Annotated in this window: 17 protein-coding genes; 11 read left to right on the top strand and 6 right to left on the bottom strand. The window is 57.0% G+C overall.

Features of this window, described 5'->3' with window-relative positions:
• Positions 1–36: 36 nt before the first annotated feature.
• The gene (gene tehB / locus ACL2XJ_RS11600; RefSeq protein WP_413726544.1) at positions 37–942 is read right to left on the bottom strand and encodes an SAM-dependent methyltransferase TehB; all 906 of its coding nucleotides are present in this window, start codon (positions 940–942) and stop codon (positions 37–39) included.
• Positions 943–1174: 232 nt separating this feature from the next.
• Between tehB and norR the strand changes: the two genes are divergently transcribed.
• Both norR and ygiD read left to right on the top strand, forming a co-directional pair.
• Positions 1175–2695 (top strand): nitric oxide reductase transcriptional regulator NorR, encoded by a 1521-nt coding sequence (gene norR / locus ACL2XJ_RS11605; protein WP_413726545.1) that lies wholly within the window; start codon positions 1175–1177, stop codon positions 2693–2695.
• A gap of 164 nt (positions 2696–2859) precedes the next feature.
• Complete coding sequence (gene ygiD / locus ACL2XJ_RS11610; RefSeq protein ID WP_413726546.1) at positions 2860–3642, top strand: 4,5-DOPA dioxygenase extradiol; 783 nt, start codon at positions 2860–2862, stop codon at positions 3640–3642.
• Between the two features lie 62 nt (positions 3643–3704).
• Here ygiD and ACL2XJ_RS11615 read toward each other — a convergent pair whose 3' ends face one another.
• From ACL2XJ_RS11615 to tolC, 3 genes are all read right to left on the bottom strand, one after another.
• Positions 3705–4865, bottom strand: a complete 1161-nt coding sequence (locus tag ACL2XJ_RS11615; protein ID WP_413726547.1) for a glutathionylspermidine synthase family protein — start codon at positions 4863–4865, stop codon at positions 3705–3707.
• A 3-nt stretch (positions 4866–4868) separates the two neighbouring features.
• Positions 4869–5549 (bottom strand): DUF1190 family protein, encoded by a 681-nt coding sequence (locus ACL2XJ_RS11620; protein ID WP_413726548.1) that lies wholly within the window; start codon positions 5547–5549, stop codon positions 4869–4871.
• A 187-nt stretch (positions 5550–5736) separates the two neighbouring features.
• On the bottom strand, positions 5737–7266 hold the full coding sequence (tolC, locus tag ACL2XJ_RS11625) for an outer membrane channel protein TolC (RefSeq protein WP_413726549.1): 1530 nt from the start codon (positions 7264–7266) through the stop codon (positions 5737–5739).
• 213 nt (positions 7267–7479) lie between these two features.
• On the opposite strand from tolC, the gene nudF reads away from it, so the two are divergent.
• The 8 genes from nudF to ACL2XJ_RS11665 all read left to right on the top strand — a co-directional run bounded on the left by nudF (position 7480) and on the right by ACL2XJ_RS11665 (position 14099).
• Positions 7480–8112 (top strand): ADP-ribose diphosphatase, encoded by a 633-nt coding sequence (nudF, locus tag ACL2XJ_RS11630; RefSeq protein ID WP_132923471.1) that lies wholly within the window; start codon positions 7480–7482, stop codon positions 8110–8112.
• Entirely contained in the window at positions 8112–8537 is a 426-nt protein-coding gene (locus ACL2XJ_RS11635) for a DUF1249 family protein (protein WP_203522851.1), read from the top strand. The genes nudF and ACL2XJ_RS11635 overlap by 1 nt, the downstream gene beginning before the upstream one ends.
• A 27-nt stretch (positions 8538–8564) precedes the next feature.
• The gene (gene cpdA, locus ACL2XJ_RS11640; protein ID WP_207917854.1) at positions 8565–9392 is read left to right on the top strand and encodes a 3',5'-cyclic-AMP phosphodiesterase; all 828 of its coding nucleotides are present in this window, start codon (positions 8565–8567) and stop codon (positions 9390–9392) included.
• On the top strand, positions 9392–9973 hold the full coding sequence (gene yqiA, locus ACL2XJ_RS11645) for an esterase YqiA (protein ID WP_413726550.1): 582 nt from the start codon (positions 9392–9394) through the stop codon (positions 9971–9973). Before cpdA ends, yqiA begins: the two co-directional genes overlap by 1 nt.
• A gap of 96 nt (positions 9974–10069) precedes the next feature.
• Complete coding sequence (parE, locus tag ACL2XJ_RS11650; protein ID WP_413726551.1) at positions 10070–11965, top strand: DNA topoisomerase IV subunit B; 1896 nt, start codon at positions 10070–10072, stop codon at positions 11963–11965.
• Positions 11966–12256: 291 nt separating this feature from the next.
• Entirely contained in the window at positions 12257–12871 is a 615-nt protein-coding gene (locus tag ACL2XJ_RS11655) for a methylthioribulose 1-phosphate dehydratase (protein ID WP_413726552.1), read from the top strand.
• A complete protein-coding gene (mtnC, locus tag ACL2XJ_RS11660) occupies positions 12868–13557 on the top strand; it encodes an acireductone synthase (protein ID WP_413726553.1) in 690 nt (229 codons plus the stop codon). Before ACL2XJ_RS11655 ends, mtnC begins: the two co-directional genes overlap by 4 nt.
• Positions 13554–14099 carry a 1,2-dihydroxy-3-keto-5-methylthiopentene dioxygenase gene (locus tag ACL2XJ_RS11665; RefSeq protein WP_413726554.1) on the top strand — a complete coding sequence of 182 codons (546 nt, stop codon included), beginning with the start codon at positions 13554–13556 and terminating at the stop codon, positions 14097–14099. The genes mtnC and ACL2XJ_RS11665 overlap by 4 nt, the downstream gene beginning before the upstream one ends.
• Before the next feature lie 80 nt (positions 14100–14179).
• On the opposite strand, the gene mtnA is transcribed toward ACL2XJ_RS11665, so the two are convergent.
• The gene (mtnA, locus tag ACL2XJ_RS11670; RefSeq protein WP_413726555.1) at positions 14180–15211 is read right to left on the bottom strand and encodes an S-methyl-5-thioribose-1-phosphate isomerase; all 1032 of its coding nucleotides are present in this window, start codon (positions 15209–15211) and stop codon (positions 14180–14182) included.
• Between the two features lie 102 nt (positions 15212–15313).
• Here mtnA and mtnK point away from each other — a divergent pair, with 102 nt between their 5' ends.
• Positions 15314–16513: an S-methyl-5-thioribose kinase gene (gene mtnK, locus ACL2XJ_RS11675; protein ID WP_413726556.1), complete on the top strand. Its 1200-nt coding sequence runs from the start codon at positions 15314–15316 to the stop codon at positions 16511–16513.
• A 302-nt stretch (positions 16514–16815) separates the two neighbouring features.
• On the opposite strand, the gene glpT is transcribed toward mtnK, so the two are convergent.
• The gene (glpT, locus tag ACL2XJ_RS11680; RefSeq protein WP_413726557.1) at positions 16816–18171 is read right to left on the bottom strand and encodes a glycerol-3-phosphate transporter; all 1356 of its coding nucleotides are present in this window, start codon (positions 18169–18171) and stop codon (positions 16816–16818) included.
• Between the last annotated feature and the right edge of the window lie 50 nt (positions 18172–18221).

Consider the following 18221-nt stretch of genomic DNA (forward strand, 5'->3'; position numbering starts at 1 on the left):
CCCCATCGGCACGGTCTCCCTTTAACAGGCTTGGTTTCACTCCGGCGTTAGTGGGCCTGCCACGGGGCGCTTTCTGGCCAGCAGGGTGGCGAACCGCAGCTTGATGCGGTTGCCGTCGGCATCGGTTTTATGCAGTTCCCCCGGGTCCTCGTTATATTTGATAATCTCCCATCCCTCGTAATACCGCTTCAGTTCGCCGGGTCCAAAGGTAAAGGTAAACGGGATGGGGCAGGGAAAGTCCGGCGTCGACATGGCGGCGACAATCAGGTTCATTCCCCCCGGCAGAGTGCTGCGCTGCATGTCGCCTATCAGGCGGCTGATACAGCCGGCTGGTAAAAACATCATCACCACCGTGGAAAGAATAAACTGATACTGCCCGCTGATGGTCTCTTCGCTGATATCCAGCACCGACGCGCTGATATTCTGCCGTTCCTCGGCGGCGATAATCTCATTAAGGGCCGCGATGCTCTGGGGATTTTTATCATGGGCGGTTACCCTAAAGCCCAGCAGATCGAGATATAGCGCATTGCGGCCGCCACCGCAGCCCAGGTCCAGCGCCTTGCCGGGCAACAACCCGTTGCCAGGCAATAAATAATTACCGGCATTAATGACTTCGGAATGGGTACGGGTTAAGCCGTATTTCAAATGATAATAATCTTCCGGCCGGCAGTAAAACGCCAGCCGGCACCGGATATCATCTGACACGGCGGCAATGCGGTGCCACTGCTGCGGTTCCACCTGCGGCGGCTGCCGTAGGCTGGAAAACGTCCCGCTTTGCAGAATATCGCTATCCTCGTTAAGCAGATCAAAGGTCAGGCTGCCTTGCAATACCGTCAACCGGGCCCAGACGCCCTCTTTGGTATTGTGGCGCTCGCGAAAGGCCGCCGGGATCGTTTCGGCCGTCCAGATAGGCATGGTTTGATAACACAACAGTTCCTGCATTTGACTCTCCGTTATTGATTGCCCAGTTGGCGTAACAGTGAAAACGCCTCCTGCATACGTGCTTCGCCGGCCCCCATTGTAAAGGCTTAGTGATAAATGATGGGATAAAGGTTGCATAGAGCGTGCCAGTGCCTATCTGTATGAATATTAATATTATTTTAAAGTAAATTGTTAAAATGACTATGTTTTTTATTTGTCTTTTTGACATAAATAGTGTCATAATTACAATCCTATGCCTTTATCCATTGAAACCTTAAGTCATCTCGCCATTGAGCTGCAATCGGGCATGTCCAGCCAAGACCGGTTTGCGCGGCTGATTACCGGCCTGCGGCGGCGGCTGGGCTGCGATGCCGTTGCGTTGCTGAGCTATGAGCAGCAGTTGTTCCGTCCGCTGGCCACCGCCGGGTTATCGCCGGATGTCTTGGGGCGGCGGTTTCGTTTGGCCGAGCATCCGCGCCTTGAAGCTATCGCCCGCGCCGGCGATGTGGTGCGTTTTCCGGCGGACAGCCAATTGCCGGATCCCTACGACGGATTGATTCCCGGCCACCAGCAGTTCAAGGTACATGCCTGTATCGGCCTGCCGCTGTTTATCCACCAGACCCTGATCGGCGCGCTGACCCTGGACGGTATGGATCCCCATCAGCTCGATCATTTCAGCGATGAGGAACTGCGGCTGGTGGCGGCGCTCTCCTCGGCGGCCCTCAGCAATGCCCTGCTGGTGGAGCGGCTGGAGAGACAGGTCATAGCGCCGGTGAGCGCCGGCAGCGTATCGACGGCGGTTGGCGGCGACGAAATGATCGGGCTATCGGCGGTGATGCGACAGCTGAAAAAAGAGATCGATATCGTCGCGAACTCGGATCTGAATGTGCTGATCACCGGGGAAACCGGCGTAGGTAAGGAACTGGTGGCCCGGGCTATCCATCAGGGGTCGCCCCGGGCGGCCAATGCCTTGATTTATCTGAACTGTGCGGCGTTGCCGGAATCGGTGGCGGAGAGCGAACTGTTCGGCCATGTAAAAGGCGCCTTTACCGGCGCCATTCACCATCGTATCGGAAAATTTGAGCTGGCGGATAACGGTACGCTGTTTTTAGATGAAATCGGCGAGCTCTCCCTGACGCTGCAGGCAAAACTGCTGCGCGTGCTGCAATATGGCGACCTGCAGCGGGTCGGGGATGACCAAAGCCTGAGGGTGAACGTCCGCGTACTGGCCGCCACCAATCGGGTGCTGAAAGATGCGGTGGTGGCCGGCGAGTTTCGCGCCGATCTGTTTCATCGCCTGAGCGTGTTTCCGATCCATGTGCCGCCGTTGCGGGAGCGGGAACAGGATATCGCCCTGCTGGCGGGATTTTTTTGCGAGCGTAGCCGGGAAAAGCTGGGGCTGGGCAGCCTGGTACTGGCCCCTGGCACGCTGGCATTGCTTACCGGTAATCACTGGCCGGGCAATGTGCGGGAATTGGAGCATGCTATTTATCGCGCCACGGTATTGGCGCGTGCGGAACAAGGCGGGGGCGATATCCTGTTGCAGCCGCAGCATTTTGCCCTGGACGCGGCGCGTCCGGCGGCGGATAGCCGGCCTGATTCGCCGGAACGGGTGGAACTGGTCAGCCTGCGCCAGGGGACCGATAACTACCAGCGGCACTTGATCCGCCTGGCGTTGGAAAGCTGTGGAAACAATTGGTCGGCCTGCGCGCGCCGGCTGGCCATGGATCCGGGTAATTTGCATCGTCTGGCGAAGCGGCTGGGCGTCAAATAAAAGCCACGGAACGAGCATGTCGAGGGGATTCCCCATGGTCTGATAGGTTAATGTTCAATATTTTTGAATGTCTTTATCATGCTTATCCGAGTTCATTTTATGAACGAAGCGCGTACCTTAACGGTTATGAAGCGCCTGGTGCGCCATACCATTAAGGAATAACCATGAGTGAATCCCGCATGCCCGCGCTGTTTCTAGGCCACGGCAGTCCGATGAACGTGCTGGAAGATAATCGTTATACCCAGGCCTGGGAACATCTGGGGCAAACCCTGCCGCGTCCCCGCGCCATTGTGGCGGTGTCCGCCCATTGGTATACCCGTGGAACCGCGGTGACCGCCATGGAAAATCCGCGCACCATTCATGATTTCGGCGGGTTTCCCCAGGCGCTGTTTGATATCCGTTATCCGGCCCCCGGTTCGCCGGCGCTGGCGAAAACGATCCAGGAAATCCTGTTGCCGGTTGAGGTGGCCGCCGATCAATCCTGGGGATTCGATCACGGCTCCTGGGGCGTGGTGAAAAAGATGTATCCCGCGGCGGATATTCCCATGGTGCAGTTGAGCATCGACGGGACAAAACCCGCCGAATATCATTACCGGCTGGGACGTGAACTTTCCGCGCTGCGTGACCAGGGGGTGATGATTATCGCCAGCGGCAATGTGGTGCATAATTTACGCATGGTAATCTGGCAGGGCGCGGCCGAGCCCTATCCCTGGGCCGAGTCATTCAATCAATTTGTTCGCGACAATATCGCTTGGCAAGGGGAGGGGCAGCACCCGCTGGTGGACTTTATGCGCCATGAAGGGGCGGCGTTGTCAAATCCTACGCCGGATCATTATCTGCCGCTGTTGTATATTCTCGGTGCCTGGGACGGCAAAGAACCCATCTCGATACCGGTGGACGGCATCGAAATGGCCTCGCTGAGCATGCTGTCGGTCCAGGTGGGGTGATTATCCTGCCCGCCTGAAAAGGCCAGGATATAAGGCGCACCGCTAACGGACCACGCACCCGGTCAACCCAGTATGATGTGGGGATAAAACCGCGACAGATCCTGGGTTATCCGCTCTTTATCCTCGCGGATACCGATACCGCATGGCTGGTCGTTCACCAGCCAGCTGCCGATAACGGTATAACTGTCGCCAAAAAGCGGCAGCGGGCAGTATTGCTGGATAATATACCCCTCTTCGCCATAGGGACCGTCCACGCGGGCGGTTTCCTGGCCGTTTTCAACGATGCGGATATTGGCCCCTTCCCGTGAAAACAGGGGTTTCACCACATAGCTGGCCATGGGCGGCGGATTGTCTTCGCTGAAATAGGCCGGCAGCAGGTTGGGGTGGCCGGGAAACATTTCCCACAGCATGGGCAGCAGGGCTTTGTTGGACAGAATGGCCTTCCAGGCCGGCTCCAGCCAGCGCACCCCGGCATCCTCCAGCTTGGTGGAAAAGATCTCCTTGAGCATGAACTCCCAGGGATAGAGCTTGAACATATTGCCGATCACCTGGTTTTCGGTGTCGGTAAACTGTCCTTTTTCTCCCAGGCCGATCTCCTCGATAAACAGGAACTCATTGGCCAGTCCCGCTTCCAGCGCGCAATCCTGCAGGTATTGCACCGTACCGCGATCTTCATCGGTATCCCGGCAGCAGGCGAAATGCAGCGCCCCGAAGCCATGGCGCTCTTTCAGCTCGCGGAAGCGATCGATTAATTTTTCCTGCAGGCTGTTGTATTGATCGGCTCCGGCAGGCAATTGACCGGTCTTGATCTGATCTTCCAGCCAGATCCATTGGAAAAATGCCGATTCAAACAGGGAGGTGGGGGTATCGGCATTGTTTTCCAGCAGCTTGGGCGCCTGCCGGCCGTCATAGACCAGGTCGAGACGGGAATAGAGCGAGGGCTGGCCGCTGTGCCAGGCGTTGCGGACAAATTGCCAGGTATGCTTCGGGATACGGAATTTGGCCATCAGCGCATCGCTGGCCACCACCTTTTCTACCACCTTCAGGCACATGCGGTGGATATCGGCGGTGGCGTCTTCCAGCGTTTCGATTTGCGCCAGCGTGAACTGATAATAGGCGTCTTCGCACCAATAAGGTTCACCGTACATGGTATGGAAATCAAAGCCATATTCGGCGGCTTTTTCACGCCAGTCCGGCCGTTCATACAACGTAACTCGTTTCATCCGTCAGCCGCCCATACTGCGACGCGGCATGGAGGCGGCGGAACTGCGCGGCATGGAGGCGGCGGAACTGCGCTGCATCGTGGTATTCTGTTTGGCCACGGTTTCGCCGAAACCGCCGCGGGTTACGGTATTGGTGGCGGCGGGCTTGGGCGCCATGGCGCTTTTCGGCACATTCATGCTGCGGCCGCCGGTCGCCGGGCCGTAATTGCGGCCGCTGGCATCGACGAATTTGCCGTTGGCCGGGCTATTGGGCGCGCGGGAGGTGAACAAAGGCTGCTGGGAATAACCGCCGCCCATCATCCGGCCCATCATATAACCGGCCATCAGCGGCATCCAGAAGCTGCCGCTTTGCTGCGGTTCAGCCGCCGTGCCAGCCTGGGCCGGCACCTGGGTGCACTGTTCTTCGCCGAACTCCGCCACGCAATCGGCGCGGGAAGCGTATTTGGGGGCGGTTTTCTTGGCTTCCGCCATGGCATTCTTATAGGCGGTGGCGCACTGTTCGCTCATGGAGGGATTGGCGCGGGAACAGTCGTCGCTGTTTTGATAAAGCGTCACGTTTTCGTCGCTTTTTTCACAGCCGGCCAGAACGAATACCGCGCCTATCGCCAGCGCGGCTGGTGCCATTCGATAAACCCGCCAGCGCTTGCGAAAGTCGGCGTGGTTGATTTCTTTTGTCCGTTTCATTATTTTCCTGCTTTATTAATGTTTTAACTTACCCAGAGTTCCCCCTAAGGATAGGGGAAAAGCGTTTAAATAAGAAGCGTCGGCAACAACCATGAAACAACTTTACAAAGTTATACACAACGATGGGATCGGGGCGGGAGGATCAACGGGATCAAGCCAGGCGGGAACGGACCCGCCTGGATATGGCTTAGTGCTGGAACGGATTGCGTTTTTTCGCCGACGAGGATGCCGGTACGGTGGCGCTCACCGGAGTGGCGGACTGCCTGGCCGATTGGGCGGCATCGGACGGATTACTGCGGGGCGCCCGGGAGGTCTGGCTTGGGTTAACGCCTTCGGCATTGGCGTCCTGATTGGGATTCACCGGCGCCACGCTCTCGGGACTGGTGGCGATGGCTTGCCCAAGGGAGGCGTTCAGCGTACGGATATCATCCTCGTTGAGGGTGCCCAGGGCATTTTTAAGCGTCAGCTGGTTGATAACATAGTTATAGCGGGCGGTGGAAAGATTGCGTTTGGCGTCATACAGCGTGGTGGTGGCGTCCAGCACGTCGACAATGGTGCGGGTGCCGACTTCATAACCGGCTTCCGAGGCATCCAGAGAGCTTTGCGCCGAAATCACCGCCTGGCGATAAGCATCGATGCTGCTGATGGAGGCGGATATGTTATTAAAAGATGACCGCACGGTTTGCACCACGCTGCGATGGGCGCTTTCCAGCTGTTCGCTGGCGCTGACGAAGCTGTACTGCGCCTGTTTGACCTGCGAGGTCACCGCGCCGCCGGAATAGATAGGCACGCTCAGGCTAAGGCCGATGGCGTTCTGGCCGATATTGGTATTGTTATAATTGGCATTTCCGTTGGTCCGCGAACCGTTATAATCGGTATTGCTTAACGATGAACTGGCGGTCAGGGCTAACGTCGGATAATGGCCGGTTTCTTCCAAACGAATCTGTTCCCGCGCAACATCCTGCGACAAGCGGGCGCTTAGCAGGGTCAGGTTGCGCATTTCCGCTTCTTTCAACAGCGCGTTGATTGGCTGCGGCTGGGCGGCTTTAAAACGATCGATATTCAGCGACGCCAGCTGCGGATAAAAGTTGCCGCTGATCTGGCGCAGGCTTTCCAATGCGTTATCCACGGTATTGCGGGCATTCACTTCGTCGGCCAACACGGTATCATAGTTGGAGCGGGCGTTTTGCACGTCGGTAATAGCCACCAGGCCGACGTTAAAGCGCTGCGTGGTCTGGTCCAGCTCCCGGTAAATCGATTGCTTTTGCGCTTCGGTATAAGAAAGTGCGTCGATGGCGCTTAATACGTTAAAATAGGCGGTAGCGGTATTAAGAATCAGCGTCTGCTGCTGGGTTTGATAAGTCACATCCTGGACACCGGCGGTTTTTTCCTGCACCGTCAGCGCGCGCCATTTCGACATATCAAAAATGGTCTGGGTGAGCTGCAGCGAGCCGCTGGTCTCATTGGAATTGATATCCCTCTGATCGCGAAAGCCATTGTTGTAGGTGTAGTCCACCCCGAGTCCAAGCTGTGGCAGCAGGGGGCTGCGGGCTTCGTTGATCTTTTCAAATGCTGCGTCGCGGTCAGCTGCCGATGCGCGAAGATCCGGATTGGATAGCCGTGCCTGCTGATACACTTGAAGCAGATTTTCTGCCTGACTTAAAGTACTGAATCCGCCGAGGCTCAGTCCAATAAGAAGGGGGAGCAGTTTCTTCATTTGCATTCCTTTTGATACAGCAAAATTGCTATGGTAGCGCTGTCGACAGATAAATATCGCCCGATTCTATCAGAGTCAGCGGAGTGTATGAGGTGGCTGAACGTGCCATCTTGTCTCTATATCACAAAATTTATCACAAACCTGCACTTTGCGGCACAGTGATTGCTTCAGCAACCACGAAATCGCCGATTATACAGACTAGGAGTCGTTAAAATGGCATTAACCGAACCCACACCCGTTACATTCGGTAAAGAAGATGTAGAAATTATTGCACGGGATAAACTTTACCAAGGTTTTTTTTCGTTGGAGCTGTATCGGTTCCGTCATCGCCTGTTTAACGGTGAAATGAGTGGAGAAGTCACCCGGGAAATTTTTGAGCGCGGCCACGCCGTGGTCCTGCTGCCTTATGATCCGATACGTGATGAAGTTGTATTATTGGAACAAATTCGCATTGCCTCTTATGATAGCAGTCCGACCCCCTGGCTGTTGGAGCTGGTAGCCGGTATGATCGAACCCGGAGAAACCCTCGAGCAGGTGGCTCGCCGGGAGTCGGTGGAGGAAGCGGGGCTTCGGGTCGGACGCTGCAAACGGATGCTAAGCTATTTGGCAAGCCCGGGCGGCACCAGCGAACGCCTGACCATTATGGCCGGGGAAGTTGATGCCGGGCTGGCAGAAGGTATCCATGGATTGGTGGAAGAAAACGAAGATATACGTCTTCACGTGGTGAGCCGCGAGCAGGCTTACCGCTGGGTGGAAGAGGGCGTTATCGATAACGCGGCCTCCGTCATTGCCCTGCAGTGGCTGGCCTTACACCATGAATCCTTACGAAAAGAGTGGGCGGATTAATGACCAAGCGCTATACCCCTGATTTCCCGGAAATGATGCGCCTGTGCGAAACGAACTTCGCCCAGCTGCGCCGGCTATTGCCCCGCATTAATGAAGTCGGGGAAATGATAGCCTATCAGGTTAACGGCGCCAGTTATCGCCTGACCATTCTGGAAGCGACCCGTTACACCACCCTGGTGCAAATCATCCAGACCGAACCGCTGGTCAGTTTCTGGAGCCTGCCGTCCATGAGCGTCCGGCTGTATCACGACGCCATGGTTGCGGAAGTGTGTTCCAGTCAGCAGATCTATCGTTTCAAGGCACGGTATGATTACCCTAATAAAAAGTTACATCAACGTGACGAAAAACATCAAATCAACCAGTTCCTCGCGGATTGGCTACGCTATTGTTTAGCGTACGGGGCGATGGCAATTCCAGTGTGTTAGGCAGATTTCAATAACCAAGGATACCCTTTGGAAAGCCTGTTGAGACTTCCTGTGGCGAATGGGGCCATAATCAGGATTTTACAAATCACAGACACTCATCTGTTTGCCGGTGAGGATGAGGCGCTGCTTGGGGTGAACACCTATCGTAGCTATTGTGCGGTACTGGACGCGATAGAAGCGGAACAGCATCGGTATGATTTGGTGGTGGCCACCGGGGATCTGGCCCAGGATCATTCACTTGAAGCGTATCAGCTTTTCGCCAAGGGCATTTCGCGCCTGCCCGCTCCCTGCGTTTGGCTGCCGGGCAACCACGATTTCCAGCCGGCGATGGTTAAGGTGCTTGACGAGTGCGGCATTTCGCCGTCCAAGCATGTGCTTCTGGGTGACAATTGGCAGTTGATCCTGCTGGATAGCCAGGTATTCGGCGTGCCTCACGGCGAACTGAGCGAATACCAGCTGGAATGGCTGGATAAAACCCTTCGGCTGCAGCCGGAGCGCCACACGCTGCTGCTGCTGCACCATCATCCTTCCGCTTCGGGATGCATCTGGCTGGATCAGCACAGCTTGCGCAATGCCCATATGCTGGCGGCGGTGCTGAATAATTTCCCGCGGGTTAAGACCTTATTGTGCGGTCATATCCATCAGGAACTGGATTTGGACTGGCAAGGCCGGCGCGTTCTGGCGTCACCCTCCACCTGCGTGCAATTCAAACCCCATTGCACCAATTTCACCATCGATTCCGTCGGCCCGGGCTGGCGTTATCTCGATCTCTATCCGGACGGCAAGCTTGAAACCGAAGTCCACCGGTTATCGGGCGTGGCGTATTTGCCGGATACGGATTCGGAAGGCTATTAATGGCTGTTCTGCTCTATCTGCACGGTTTCAACAGTTCCCCTTTATCCTCCAAGGCGACTTCACTCATGGCCTGGCTGCGTCAGCACCATCCCTCCGTGAAAATGCTCGTGCCGCAGCTGCCGATGTATCCCGCCGAGACCGCGGAATTGCTCGAAAGATTGGTGCTGGAGAACGCCGGCGAACCGCTGGGACTGGTGGGGTCATCCCTCGGCGGCTATTACGCCACCTGGCTATCGCAAACCTTCAAGCTGCCCGCCGTGGTGGTTAATCCGGTGGTACGTCCCTATGAGCTGCTGACGGGATTTTTAGGCGTTAACGAGAATCCCTACACCGGTCAGCGTTATGTGCTAGAGTCTCGTCATATTTACGATTTGAAGTCCATGCAGGTGGAGAAGCCGGCATCGCCGGACCTTATCTGGCTACTGCAGCAAACGGGAGACGAGATCCTGGATTACCGCCAGGCGCAGGAGTACTACACTCATTGCCGTCAAACGGTGGAGTCAGGGGGGAATCATGCATTTATCGGCTTCGAACATTATTTCTCTCCCATCGTGGATTTCCTCGGGCTCGCCGCTGTCTGAATCCTCTGCGCATCGTCTTGTGCGAATTAACACTTTCCGAACCGGTGCCCTTTGCGGTAGGCTCTCCAACAATTTGTCACGATAGTCGATTAAACCATGACACAAGAAACCTATAATGCCGACGCTATAGAAGTGCTCAGCGGACTGGAGCCGGTGCGCCGCCGTCCCGGCATGTATACCGATACCACGCGCCCCAACCATTTGGGACAAGAGGTTGTCGATAACAGCGTCGATGAGGCGCTTGCCGGCCATGCCAAGCGCATTGAGGTGATTCTTTACGCCGATCAATCCCTGGAAGTGACCGATGACGGCCGCGGCATGCCCGTGGACATCCATACGGAAGAGGGCGTGCCGGCGGTGGAACTGATCATGTGCCGCCTGCACGCGGGCGGTAAGTTTTCCAACAAGAGCTATCAGTTTTCCGGCGGCTTGCACGGCGTCGGCATCTCGGTGGTGAATGCACTTTCCATCCGGGTGGATGTCACCGTTCGCCGCAACGGCAATATCTACGGCATCGCCTTCGAGAACGGCGATAAAGTAGAAGATCTATCGATAAAAGGCACCTGCCCCAAACGCAATACCGGCACCAGCGTACATTTTTGGCCCGATCCGCAGTTCTTCGACAGCCCGCGCTTTTCCGCCTCGCGCCTGACCCATCTGCTGAAGGCGAAAGCGGTGCTCTGTCCCGGCGTTGAAATTGTGTTTATCGATCAGGTGAATAACACTGAGCAGAGCTGGTGCTATCAGTCCGGCCTCACCGATTATCTCAATCAGGCGATCAATGGCCTGATTACCCTGCCGGAAGCGCCGTTTGTCGGCAGCTTCGCCAGCGATACCGAAACGGTGGATTGGGCGCTGCTCTGGCTGCCGGAGGGCGGCGAGCTGTTGACCGAAAGTTATGTCAACCTGATCCCAACGCCCCAGGGCGGCACCCACGTTAACGGCCTGCGGCAGGGGCTGCTGGACGCTATGCGGGACTTCTGCGAATACCGCAATATCCTGCCCCGCGGCGTCAAGCTGTCGGCGGAAGATATTTGGGAGCGCTGCGCCTACGTGCTGTCGGTGAAAATGCAGGACCCGCAGTTCGCCGGCCAGACCAAGGAACGTCTCTCTTCCAGGCAGTGCGCCGCTTTTGTTTCCGGCGTGGTGAAAGATGCGTTCAGCCTGTGGCTGAATCAGAATATCCAGGTCGCCGAGCAGTTGGCGGAGCTGGCGATTTCCAGCGCCCAGCGGCGCCTGCGGGCGTCGAAAAAAGTGGTGCGCAAAAAGCTCACCAGCGGACCGGCCCTGCCGGGCAAATTGGCGGATTGCACCGCCCAGGACCTGGCCCGTACCGAACTGTTCCTGGTGGAAGGTGATTCGGCGGGCGGTTCGGCCAAACAGGCACGGGATCGCGAATACCAGGCCATCATGCCGCTGAAGGGCAAAATCCTCAACACCTGGGAAGTCTCTTCCGATGAGGTGTTGGCGTCCCAGGAAGTGCATGATATTTCGGTGGCCATCGGCATCGATCCCGATAGCGATGATTTAAGCCAGTTGCGCTACGGCAAGATTTGTATCCTGGCGGATGCCGACTCGGACGGTTTGCATATCGCCACCCTGCTGTGCGCCTTGTTCGTGCGGCATTTTCGACCGGTAGTGAAAGGCGGCCATGTCTACGTCGCCATGCCGCCGCTCTATCGCATCGATCTTGGCAAAGAGGTCTATTACGCCTTGGACGAGAGCGAGAAAGCCGGCGTGCTCGAACAGCTCAAACGCAAAAAAGGCACGCCTAACGTGCAGCGTTTCAAAGGGCTGGGGGAAATGAATCCGCTGCAACTGCGGGAGACGACCCTCGATCCCAACACCCGCCGGCTGGTGCAACTGACCATTGATGATGAAGACGTGGAACAAACGCTGCTGATGATGGATATGCTGTTAGCGAAGAAACGCTCGGAAGACCGGCGCAACTGGCTGCAGGAAAAAGGCGACGAAGCTGAAATCGAAGTATGATAATTCCCTCGCGCTCCGCATTTGTCCGGAGCGCGACCTGTCCTTTATCGCCATCCGTCGGGCCGGGCCGGTATATAAAGCTGCCTGATTACGCGCTTGCGCTGCTTGCCTATAAAAATCACTCTGCCATATCAAGCCATATCCTTTTGCCCGCGCGCTCCGAAACCCTCTGTGTACGCTGTTGCCGCCACATTAACCCGATGTTACTATTTCTGGCTGTAAAGACATACGGACGGTTACACGGCTATATTTCCCGGACTGAGAGACTGCGCTTCTGGAGAATGGATACTTATGATAGTGACTCAGCAATTAGCCGAGCTGGTGGCCGCATGCCATTGGATCGGCGCAAAGGGCTGGTGCCCGGCCACCGGCGGCAATATGTCGGTACGCCTGGACGGGCAAACCTGCCTTATCAGCGAGTCGGGCCAGGATAAAGGCTGCCTGGAGGCCGAACATTTTTTGCGGGTGGATATTCTGAGCCAGCGGGTGGACGACCACCGCAGGCCGTCGGCGGAGACCGCACTGCATACGCTGATTTATCGCCGTGACCCGCTGGTAGGGGCGATATTGCATACCCATTCGGTGAATGCCACCGTACTCTCGCTCGCGCAAGCGGGTGATTCGCTGGTCCTGAACGGATATGAAATGCAAAAATCCCTCGCCGGCGTTCATAGTCATTTAACTCCGGTGACCGTCGCAATATTCGATAACGATCAGGATATCGCCGCCCTGGCGGAGCGGGTGGCGGCCCGCGATAAGCTGGAGGGACTGCGTCATGGTTTTCTGGTGCGCGGCCACGGCCTGTATTGCTGGGGACGGGATGTTAAAGAAGCCCGACGCCATTTGGAAGGGCTGGAGTTCCTGTTTCAATGCGAGTTGCAGCGTCGTTTGCTGGAGGCGAAATGATCAAGGCCGTCGTGACCGATATCGAAGGTACCACCAGCGATATCCGCTTTGTACATCAGGTCCTGTTCCCTTATGCCCGGGAGCGGCTGTCCGAATTCCTGCGCCGGCGCGAACATGAACCGGAAGTGGCCGCGGCTTTGTCGGAATTGCGCCATGAAATAGCCCGTCCTGGCGCCACCGTAGCCGATATGATTGCTGAATTGTTCAGTTTTATGGATGAGGATCGGAAATCCACCGCCCTGAAAATCATACAGGGCATGATTTGGCGTGAAGGCTACCTGAAAGGGGACTTCCAGGGCCATCTCTATCCCGACGTCGCTCCCCGGTTGGCTGAGTGGCGGCAACAGGGAATCTCCCTTTATGCCTATTCTTCCGGCTCGGTAGAAGCGCAGCAGCTGCTGTTTGGCTACAGCGAGTCGGGAGACTTGCGTCCGCTGTTCAACGGCTATTTCGACACCCGCATAGGGGCTAAACGACAAGCGGCATCCTATCGCAATATTGCCGCCCGCTTGCAGTGTCCCCCTAAGGAAATACTTTTTTTATCAGACATTATCCAAGAGCTTGATGCCGCGCGGGAGGCGGGCTGGCGTACCTGTCAGCTGATTCGGGACCCGGTGAAATGCCCGCCGCTGCATCCCCAGGCAACTCATTTTAACCAAATTGATTTACAGGAGCTGGCCTCATGAGCGCGTTAACCATTTTCACCGATTCCGATGCGAGCCGGCCCATTTGGCAAAGCCGTGACGCCGATGCCATCCGCGGGCAGCTGAATGCGGTCGGCGTCCGTTTCGAACGCTGGCGAGCCGACCGCGAACTGGGCGGCGATCCGCAGCCGGAGGAGGTCCTTGCCGCTTATCAACAGGCCATCCAACGGCTGGTGGCGGAGAAAGGCTATCAAACCTGGGACGTGATCAGCATGCGCGCAGATCACCCCCAACGGCAGGAGCTGCGCGCCAAATTCCTCTCTGAACATACCCATGGTGAAGATGAGGTGCGGTTTTTTGTCGAAGGCTCTGGTCTGTTTTGCCTGCACATCGCGGGGAAAATCCTGCAAATCTTGTGCGAAAAAAACGATTTGATCTCCGTGCCGGCGGGCACACCCCACTGGTTCGATATGGGTGCCGCGCCGCATTTCACCGCCATCAGACTGTTCGACAATCCCGAGGGCTGGGTAGCCCGCTTCACCGGCGATCCCATCGCCGATAACTACCCGCGGCTGGAACGCTAAGACCCGGCCCGCGATCGCCGATCGTGCAGCCAACGTGTTGAAGGCCCACTGTGCAAGGTATGCGGGTTTTGAAAAATCAATCAGCTAACCAGCGATCGCCGGAAAACCCCTGCGGCCACCTGCCCGGAGGTAATAACGCCGCTATCCAGCACCCAGGCGCTGATAAGTGATGCAGGAGTCACATCAAAGGCCGGATTATAAACCTCCGCGCCTTCCGGCGCCCAGCGGCAGCTGCCGAAACCGCCGCTTACGCCGGTAACTTCCCCCGCATCCCGCTGCTCAATAGGAATCGCACCCCCATCGGCGCACGCCGCGTCATGGGTGGTATGTGGCGCGGCGACATAAAACGGGACGCCATGGTAATGCGCCAGCACCGCCAGGCCATAGGTGCCGATTTTATTGGCCACGTCGCCGTTGGCGGCGATGCGATCCGCCCCCGCCCAAACGGCGTCCACCTCGCCCCGGGCCATAAGCCCGGCGGCCATGGAATCGCAAATCAGGGTATAGGGTATGGACAGTTCGCCCAGCTCCCAGGCGGTCAGGCGTCCGCCCTGCAGCAGCGGCCGGGTTTCACCCACCCACACCCGTTTCACTTTGCCCTGTCGATGCGCGCGGCGTATCACTCCCAGCGCGGTGCCGATACCGGCGGTAGCCAGCCCGCCGGTATTGCAATGGGTCAACAGGCGGCTGCCGGGACTCACCAGCGTCGCGCCATGGCCGGCGATAGCCTCGCAAAGCGCCCGATCTTCCTCCACCAGCCGCAGCGCTTCCCGTCCCATGGCATCGCAATAATCGGCCGTTGCCAGCGCTTCGCCCATCCGCGCCAGGTTATTCATCAGATTCACGGCGGTGGGGCGCGCCGCCAGCAATTGCGCCAGGGCGGACAACAGCTCCGTGCGCGACATCCCTTGCTCCGCCAGCAGGCCCAGCAGCAGGCTGGCGGTCAAACCAATCAGCGGCGCGCCGCGTACCCGAAGGGCGCGGACATGATCAATAAGCTCATGCACAGTGGAGACCCGATACCAGTTTTTTTGCTGCGGCAGCGCCTGCTGATCCAATATCCACAAGCGGTTATCCAGCACCCGCAAACTGGTGGCGTTAATGTTCTGCATCAGTTGTTAAATCCTTTTAGGTTATTGCGCCAAAAAAGGTATTCTGCCAACATGACGTAAAGAAGTATAGACGTCCATACTCTTAAATAGAGGTGCTGAAATATGTCCGCTTACCGTACGCTTACCGCCGCCGATGCCGTTGATTATGCCCGCCGTTATGCCGGGCTCAGCGACGCGGAAACGTTGATAAACGCCGAGGAGGTGGGGGACGGCAATCTCAATCTGGTGTTTAAAATCCTCGACGGCCAAGGCGTTAGCCGGGTAGTGGTCAAACAGGCGTTGCCCTATGTGCGCTGCGTCGGCGAATCATGGCCACTCACCCTCGATCGCGCCCGTATCGAGGCAGAAACCCTCCTTGCCCATGGCCGTTATTGTCCGCAGCATACCGTGCGAGTCCTGCATCATAACGCCGGTCTGGCGGTGATGATTCAGGAGGATTTGTCTTCCATGGCCATCTGGCGGCGGGAACTGGCCTATGGCCGCTATTATCCCCAGGCCGCCCGCCAATTGGGGGAGTATCTGGCCAGAACCCTGTTTCATACGTCGGATTTCTATCAGCATCCCCACGAAAAAAAAGCCGAGGTGGGCCGGTTCAGCAATCCGGAAATGTGCCAGATCACCGAAGATCTGTTTTTCACCGATCCCTACGGCGGCCACGACCGTAACTCCTACGAGCCGGCGCTGAACGAAGCGGTGGCCTCATTACAAAGCGATTCCGATCTCAAGCTGGCGGTGGCGGCGCTTAAGCATCGTTTCCTCACTAAAGCGGAAGCATTGCTGCATGGCGATATCCATACCGGATCGATCTTTGTCGCCGAAGACCGGCTAAAGGTTATCGATGCGGAGTTCGGTTATTACGGCCCCATCGGGTTTGATATCGGCACCGCCATCGGCAATCTGCTGCTGAACTACTGCGGCCTGCCGGGATTGCTGGGGCCGCCTGAGGCCGCCGCGGGCCGTGAACAGCGTCTGCAGGATATCGGCGAACTGTGGCAGGCCTTTGCCGGGAAATTCCGGACGCTGGCGGCGGAAAACACCCGAGACCCCGCCCTTGCCGAATCGGGCTATGCCGGCTATTTCCTCCGGCAGGTCTGGACCGATGCCCTGGGCTATTGCGGTACCGAATTGATTCGCCGCACCATCGGCCTGGCCCATGTGGCGGATCTGGATACCGTGACCGATGCCGCCATGCGGCATAAATGCCAGCATCATGCATTGAAGCTGGGTAAAATGCTGATCCTGTCGGCGCCGCGCATCGACGATGCGGCGGCGTTGATGGCCTGCATACGGCAGAGCGGCTAAGGTTCCGTCCGGGGCGGCTTAATACAGCCCCGGCCTGTCAATTTCATTTTCTTCTTCTATACTCATTTAAAGATATCATCCACTTAACTCCGCATTGATGATATCCCACCTCACAAGAAGGAAACGGAATGAAAATATTTCTCTGGATTATCGCAATTATCTTTATTGTCGGCCTGCTGACCATTACCGGCGTATTTAAATTAATCTTCTAGGACAACATCGGCGCCAATCAGGTCAGGCGTTCCCGGCCACCTTGCGAGGCCGCAATGAACGCCTTAACTGAGTGACCCCGTTTCAGCATGCTACTCCGCTGCGGCGTCGGTTAAGGCGGGCCGTTTTGTTTCGCTGAGCATAGTCAATAACAGCAACAGCACCGCCAGGACGCAGCCGCCTATCATGACCATGAAACCGCCGTCCCAGCCGAAGAAATCCACGGTATAGCCGATAACGGCGCTGGCGGCCATGGAACCGCCCAGATAACCGAACAGGCCGGTAAAACCAGCGGCGGTACCGGCGGCTTTTTTCGGCGCCAGCTCAAGCGCATGCAGGCCTATCAGCATGACCGGACCGTAAATCAGGAAACCGATGACCAGCATGCACAACATGTCCACACCGGGGTTGCCGGCCGGATTGAGCCAGTACACCACCGTGGCGATGGTCACCAGCACCATGAAAAAGACGCCGGTGGCGCCGCGATTTCTGTTAAAGACCTTGTCGGACATCCAGCCGCACAGCAAGGTACCGGGAATACCGGCGTATTCATAAAGAAAATAGCTCCAGGACGATTTTTCCAGCGTGAAGTGTTTCACTTCTTTCAGGTAGGTGGGCGACCAGTCCAGAATGCCATAGCGCAGCAAATAGATAAAAACGTTCGCCAGCGCGATGTACCACAATAACCTGCTGGGCAAGACGTACTTCAACAGGATTTCACGGGTGGTGAGTTCCCGTTCGGCGTTTTCCCCGTCGTAGTGCTCCGGAAAATCATTTTTATATTCTTCGATGGGCGGCAGTCCGCAGGATTGCGGCGTATCGCGCACCAGCAGCCATGCCACCAACGCCATGGCCATGGCCGCCAGCGCCGGTAGATAGAGTTTGCTGTGCCAGTCGCCAAACAAGGCCATGCCCACCATGGCTAATAGTGGCGGTATACCGCCGCCGACATTGTGGGCGCAGTTCCATACCGAGACAATCGGCCCCCGTTCCTTATGGGACCACCAGTGCACCATCACCCTGCCGCAGGCGGGCCAGCCCATGCCCTGAAACCAGCCGCAGATGAACAGCAGGACATACATGATGGCGATACCGGAGGTTGCCCAGGGCACCAGCCCCATGAAAAGCATTACCGCCCCGGCGAGAAACAGGCCGGTGGGTAGAAACAGGCGGGCATTGGACCGGTCGGAAACCGATCCCATGACAAATTTGGAAATACCATAAGCCAGGGAAACGCCGGACAGGGCAATGCCCAGATCTCCTTTTGAAAATCCCTGTTCCATCAGTTGGGGCATCGCCAGGGCGAAGTTTTTCCGCACCAGATAATAAGCGGCATAGCCAAAAAAAATGCCGAGAAACAATTGCCGGCGCAAACGGCGATAAAGAGGATCGGTGCTTTGATCCGGTACCCTTGGCCGATGGGCGGCGGGTTTGAACAAACTTAACATCTTATCTCCGGTATTGTCATGGTATGGGCTGCCTGCGGTTTCAGGCGGCG

The sequence above is a fragment of the Sodalis sp. RH16 genome (genome assembly GCF_047324245.1).
Lineage (GTDB): Bacteria > Pseudomonadota > Gammaproteobacteria > Enterobacterales > Enterobacteriaceae > Acerihabitans > Acerihabitans ligni.

Bases quoted from the DNA above. Each gene is read 5' to 3' on its own strand.
- tehB (WP_413726544.1), bottom strand. From the start codon at position 942: ATGCAGGAACTGTTGTGTTATCAAACCATGCCTATCTGGACGGCCGAA.
- norR (WP_413726545.1), top strand. From the start codon at position 1,175: ATGCCTTTATCCATTGAAACCTTAAGTCATCTCGCCATTGAGCTGCAA.
- ygiD (WP_413726546.1), top strand. From the start codon at position 2,860: ATGAGTGAATCCCGCATGCCCGCGCTGTTTCTAGGCCACGGCAGTCCG.
- ACL2XJ_RS11615 (WP_413726547.1), bottom strand. From the start codon at position 4,865: ATGAAACGAGTTACGTTGTATGAACGGCCGGACTGGCGTGAAAAAGCC.
- ACL2XJ_RS11620 (WP_413726548.1), bottom strand. From the start codon at position 5,549: ATGAAACGGACAAAAGAAATCAACCACGCCGACTTTCGCAAGCGCTGG.
- tolC (WP_413726549.1), bottom strand. From the start codon at position 7,266: ATGAAGAAACTGCTCCCCCTTCTTATTGGACTGAGCCTCGGCGGATTC.
- nudF (WP_132923471.1), top strand. From the start codon at position 7,480: ATGGCATTAACCGAACCCACACCCGTTACATTCGGTAAAGAAGATGTA.
- ACL2XJ_RS11635 (WP_203522851.1), top strand. From the start codon at position 8,112: ATGACCAAGCGCTATACCCCTGATTTCCCGGAAATGATGCGCCTGTGC.
- yqiA (WP_413726550.1), top strand. From the start codon at position 9,392: ATGGCTGTTCTGCTCTATCTGCACGGTTTCAACAGTTCCCCTTTATCC.
- parE (WP_413726551.1), top strand. From the start codon at position 10,070: ATGACACAAGAAACCTATAATGCCGACGCTATAGAAGTGCTCAGCGGA.
- ACL2XJ_RS11655 (WP_413726552.1), top strand. From the start codon at position 12,257: ATGATAGTGACTCAGCAATTAGCCGAGCTGGTGGCCGCATGCCATTGG.
- mtnC (WP_413726553.1), top strand. From the start codon at position 12,868: ATGATCAAGGCCGTCGTGACCGATATCGAAGGTACCACCAGCGATATC.
- ACL2XJ_RS11665 (WP_413726554.1), top strand. From the start codon at position 13,554: ATGAGCGCGTTAACCATTTTCACCGATTCCGATGCGAGCCGGCCCATT.
- mtnA (WP_413726555.1), bottom strand. From the start codon at position 15,211: ATGCAGAACATTAACGCCACCAGTTTGCGGGTGCTGGATAACCGCTTG.
- mtnK (WP_413726556.1), top strand. From the start codon at position 15,314: ATGTCCGCTTACCGTACGCTTACCGCCGCCGATGCCGTTGATTATGCC.
- glpT (WP_413726557.1), bottom strand. From the start codon at position 18,171: ATGTTAAGTTTGTTCAAACCCGCCGCCCATCGGCCAAGGGTACCGGAT.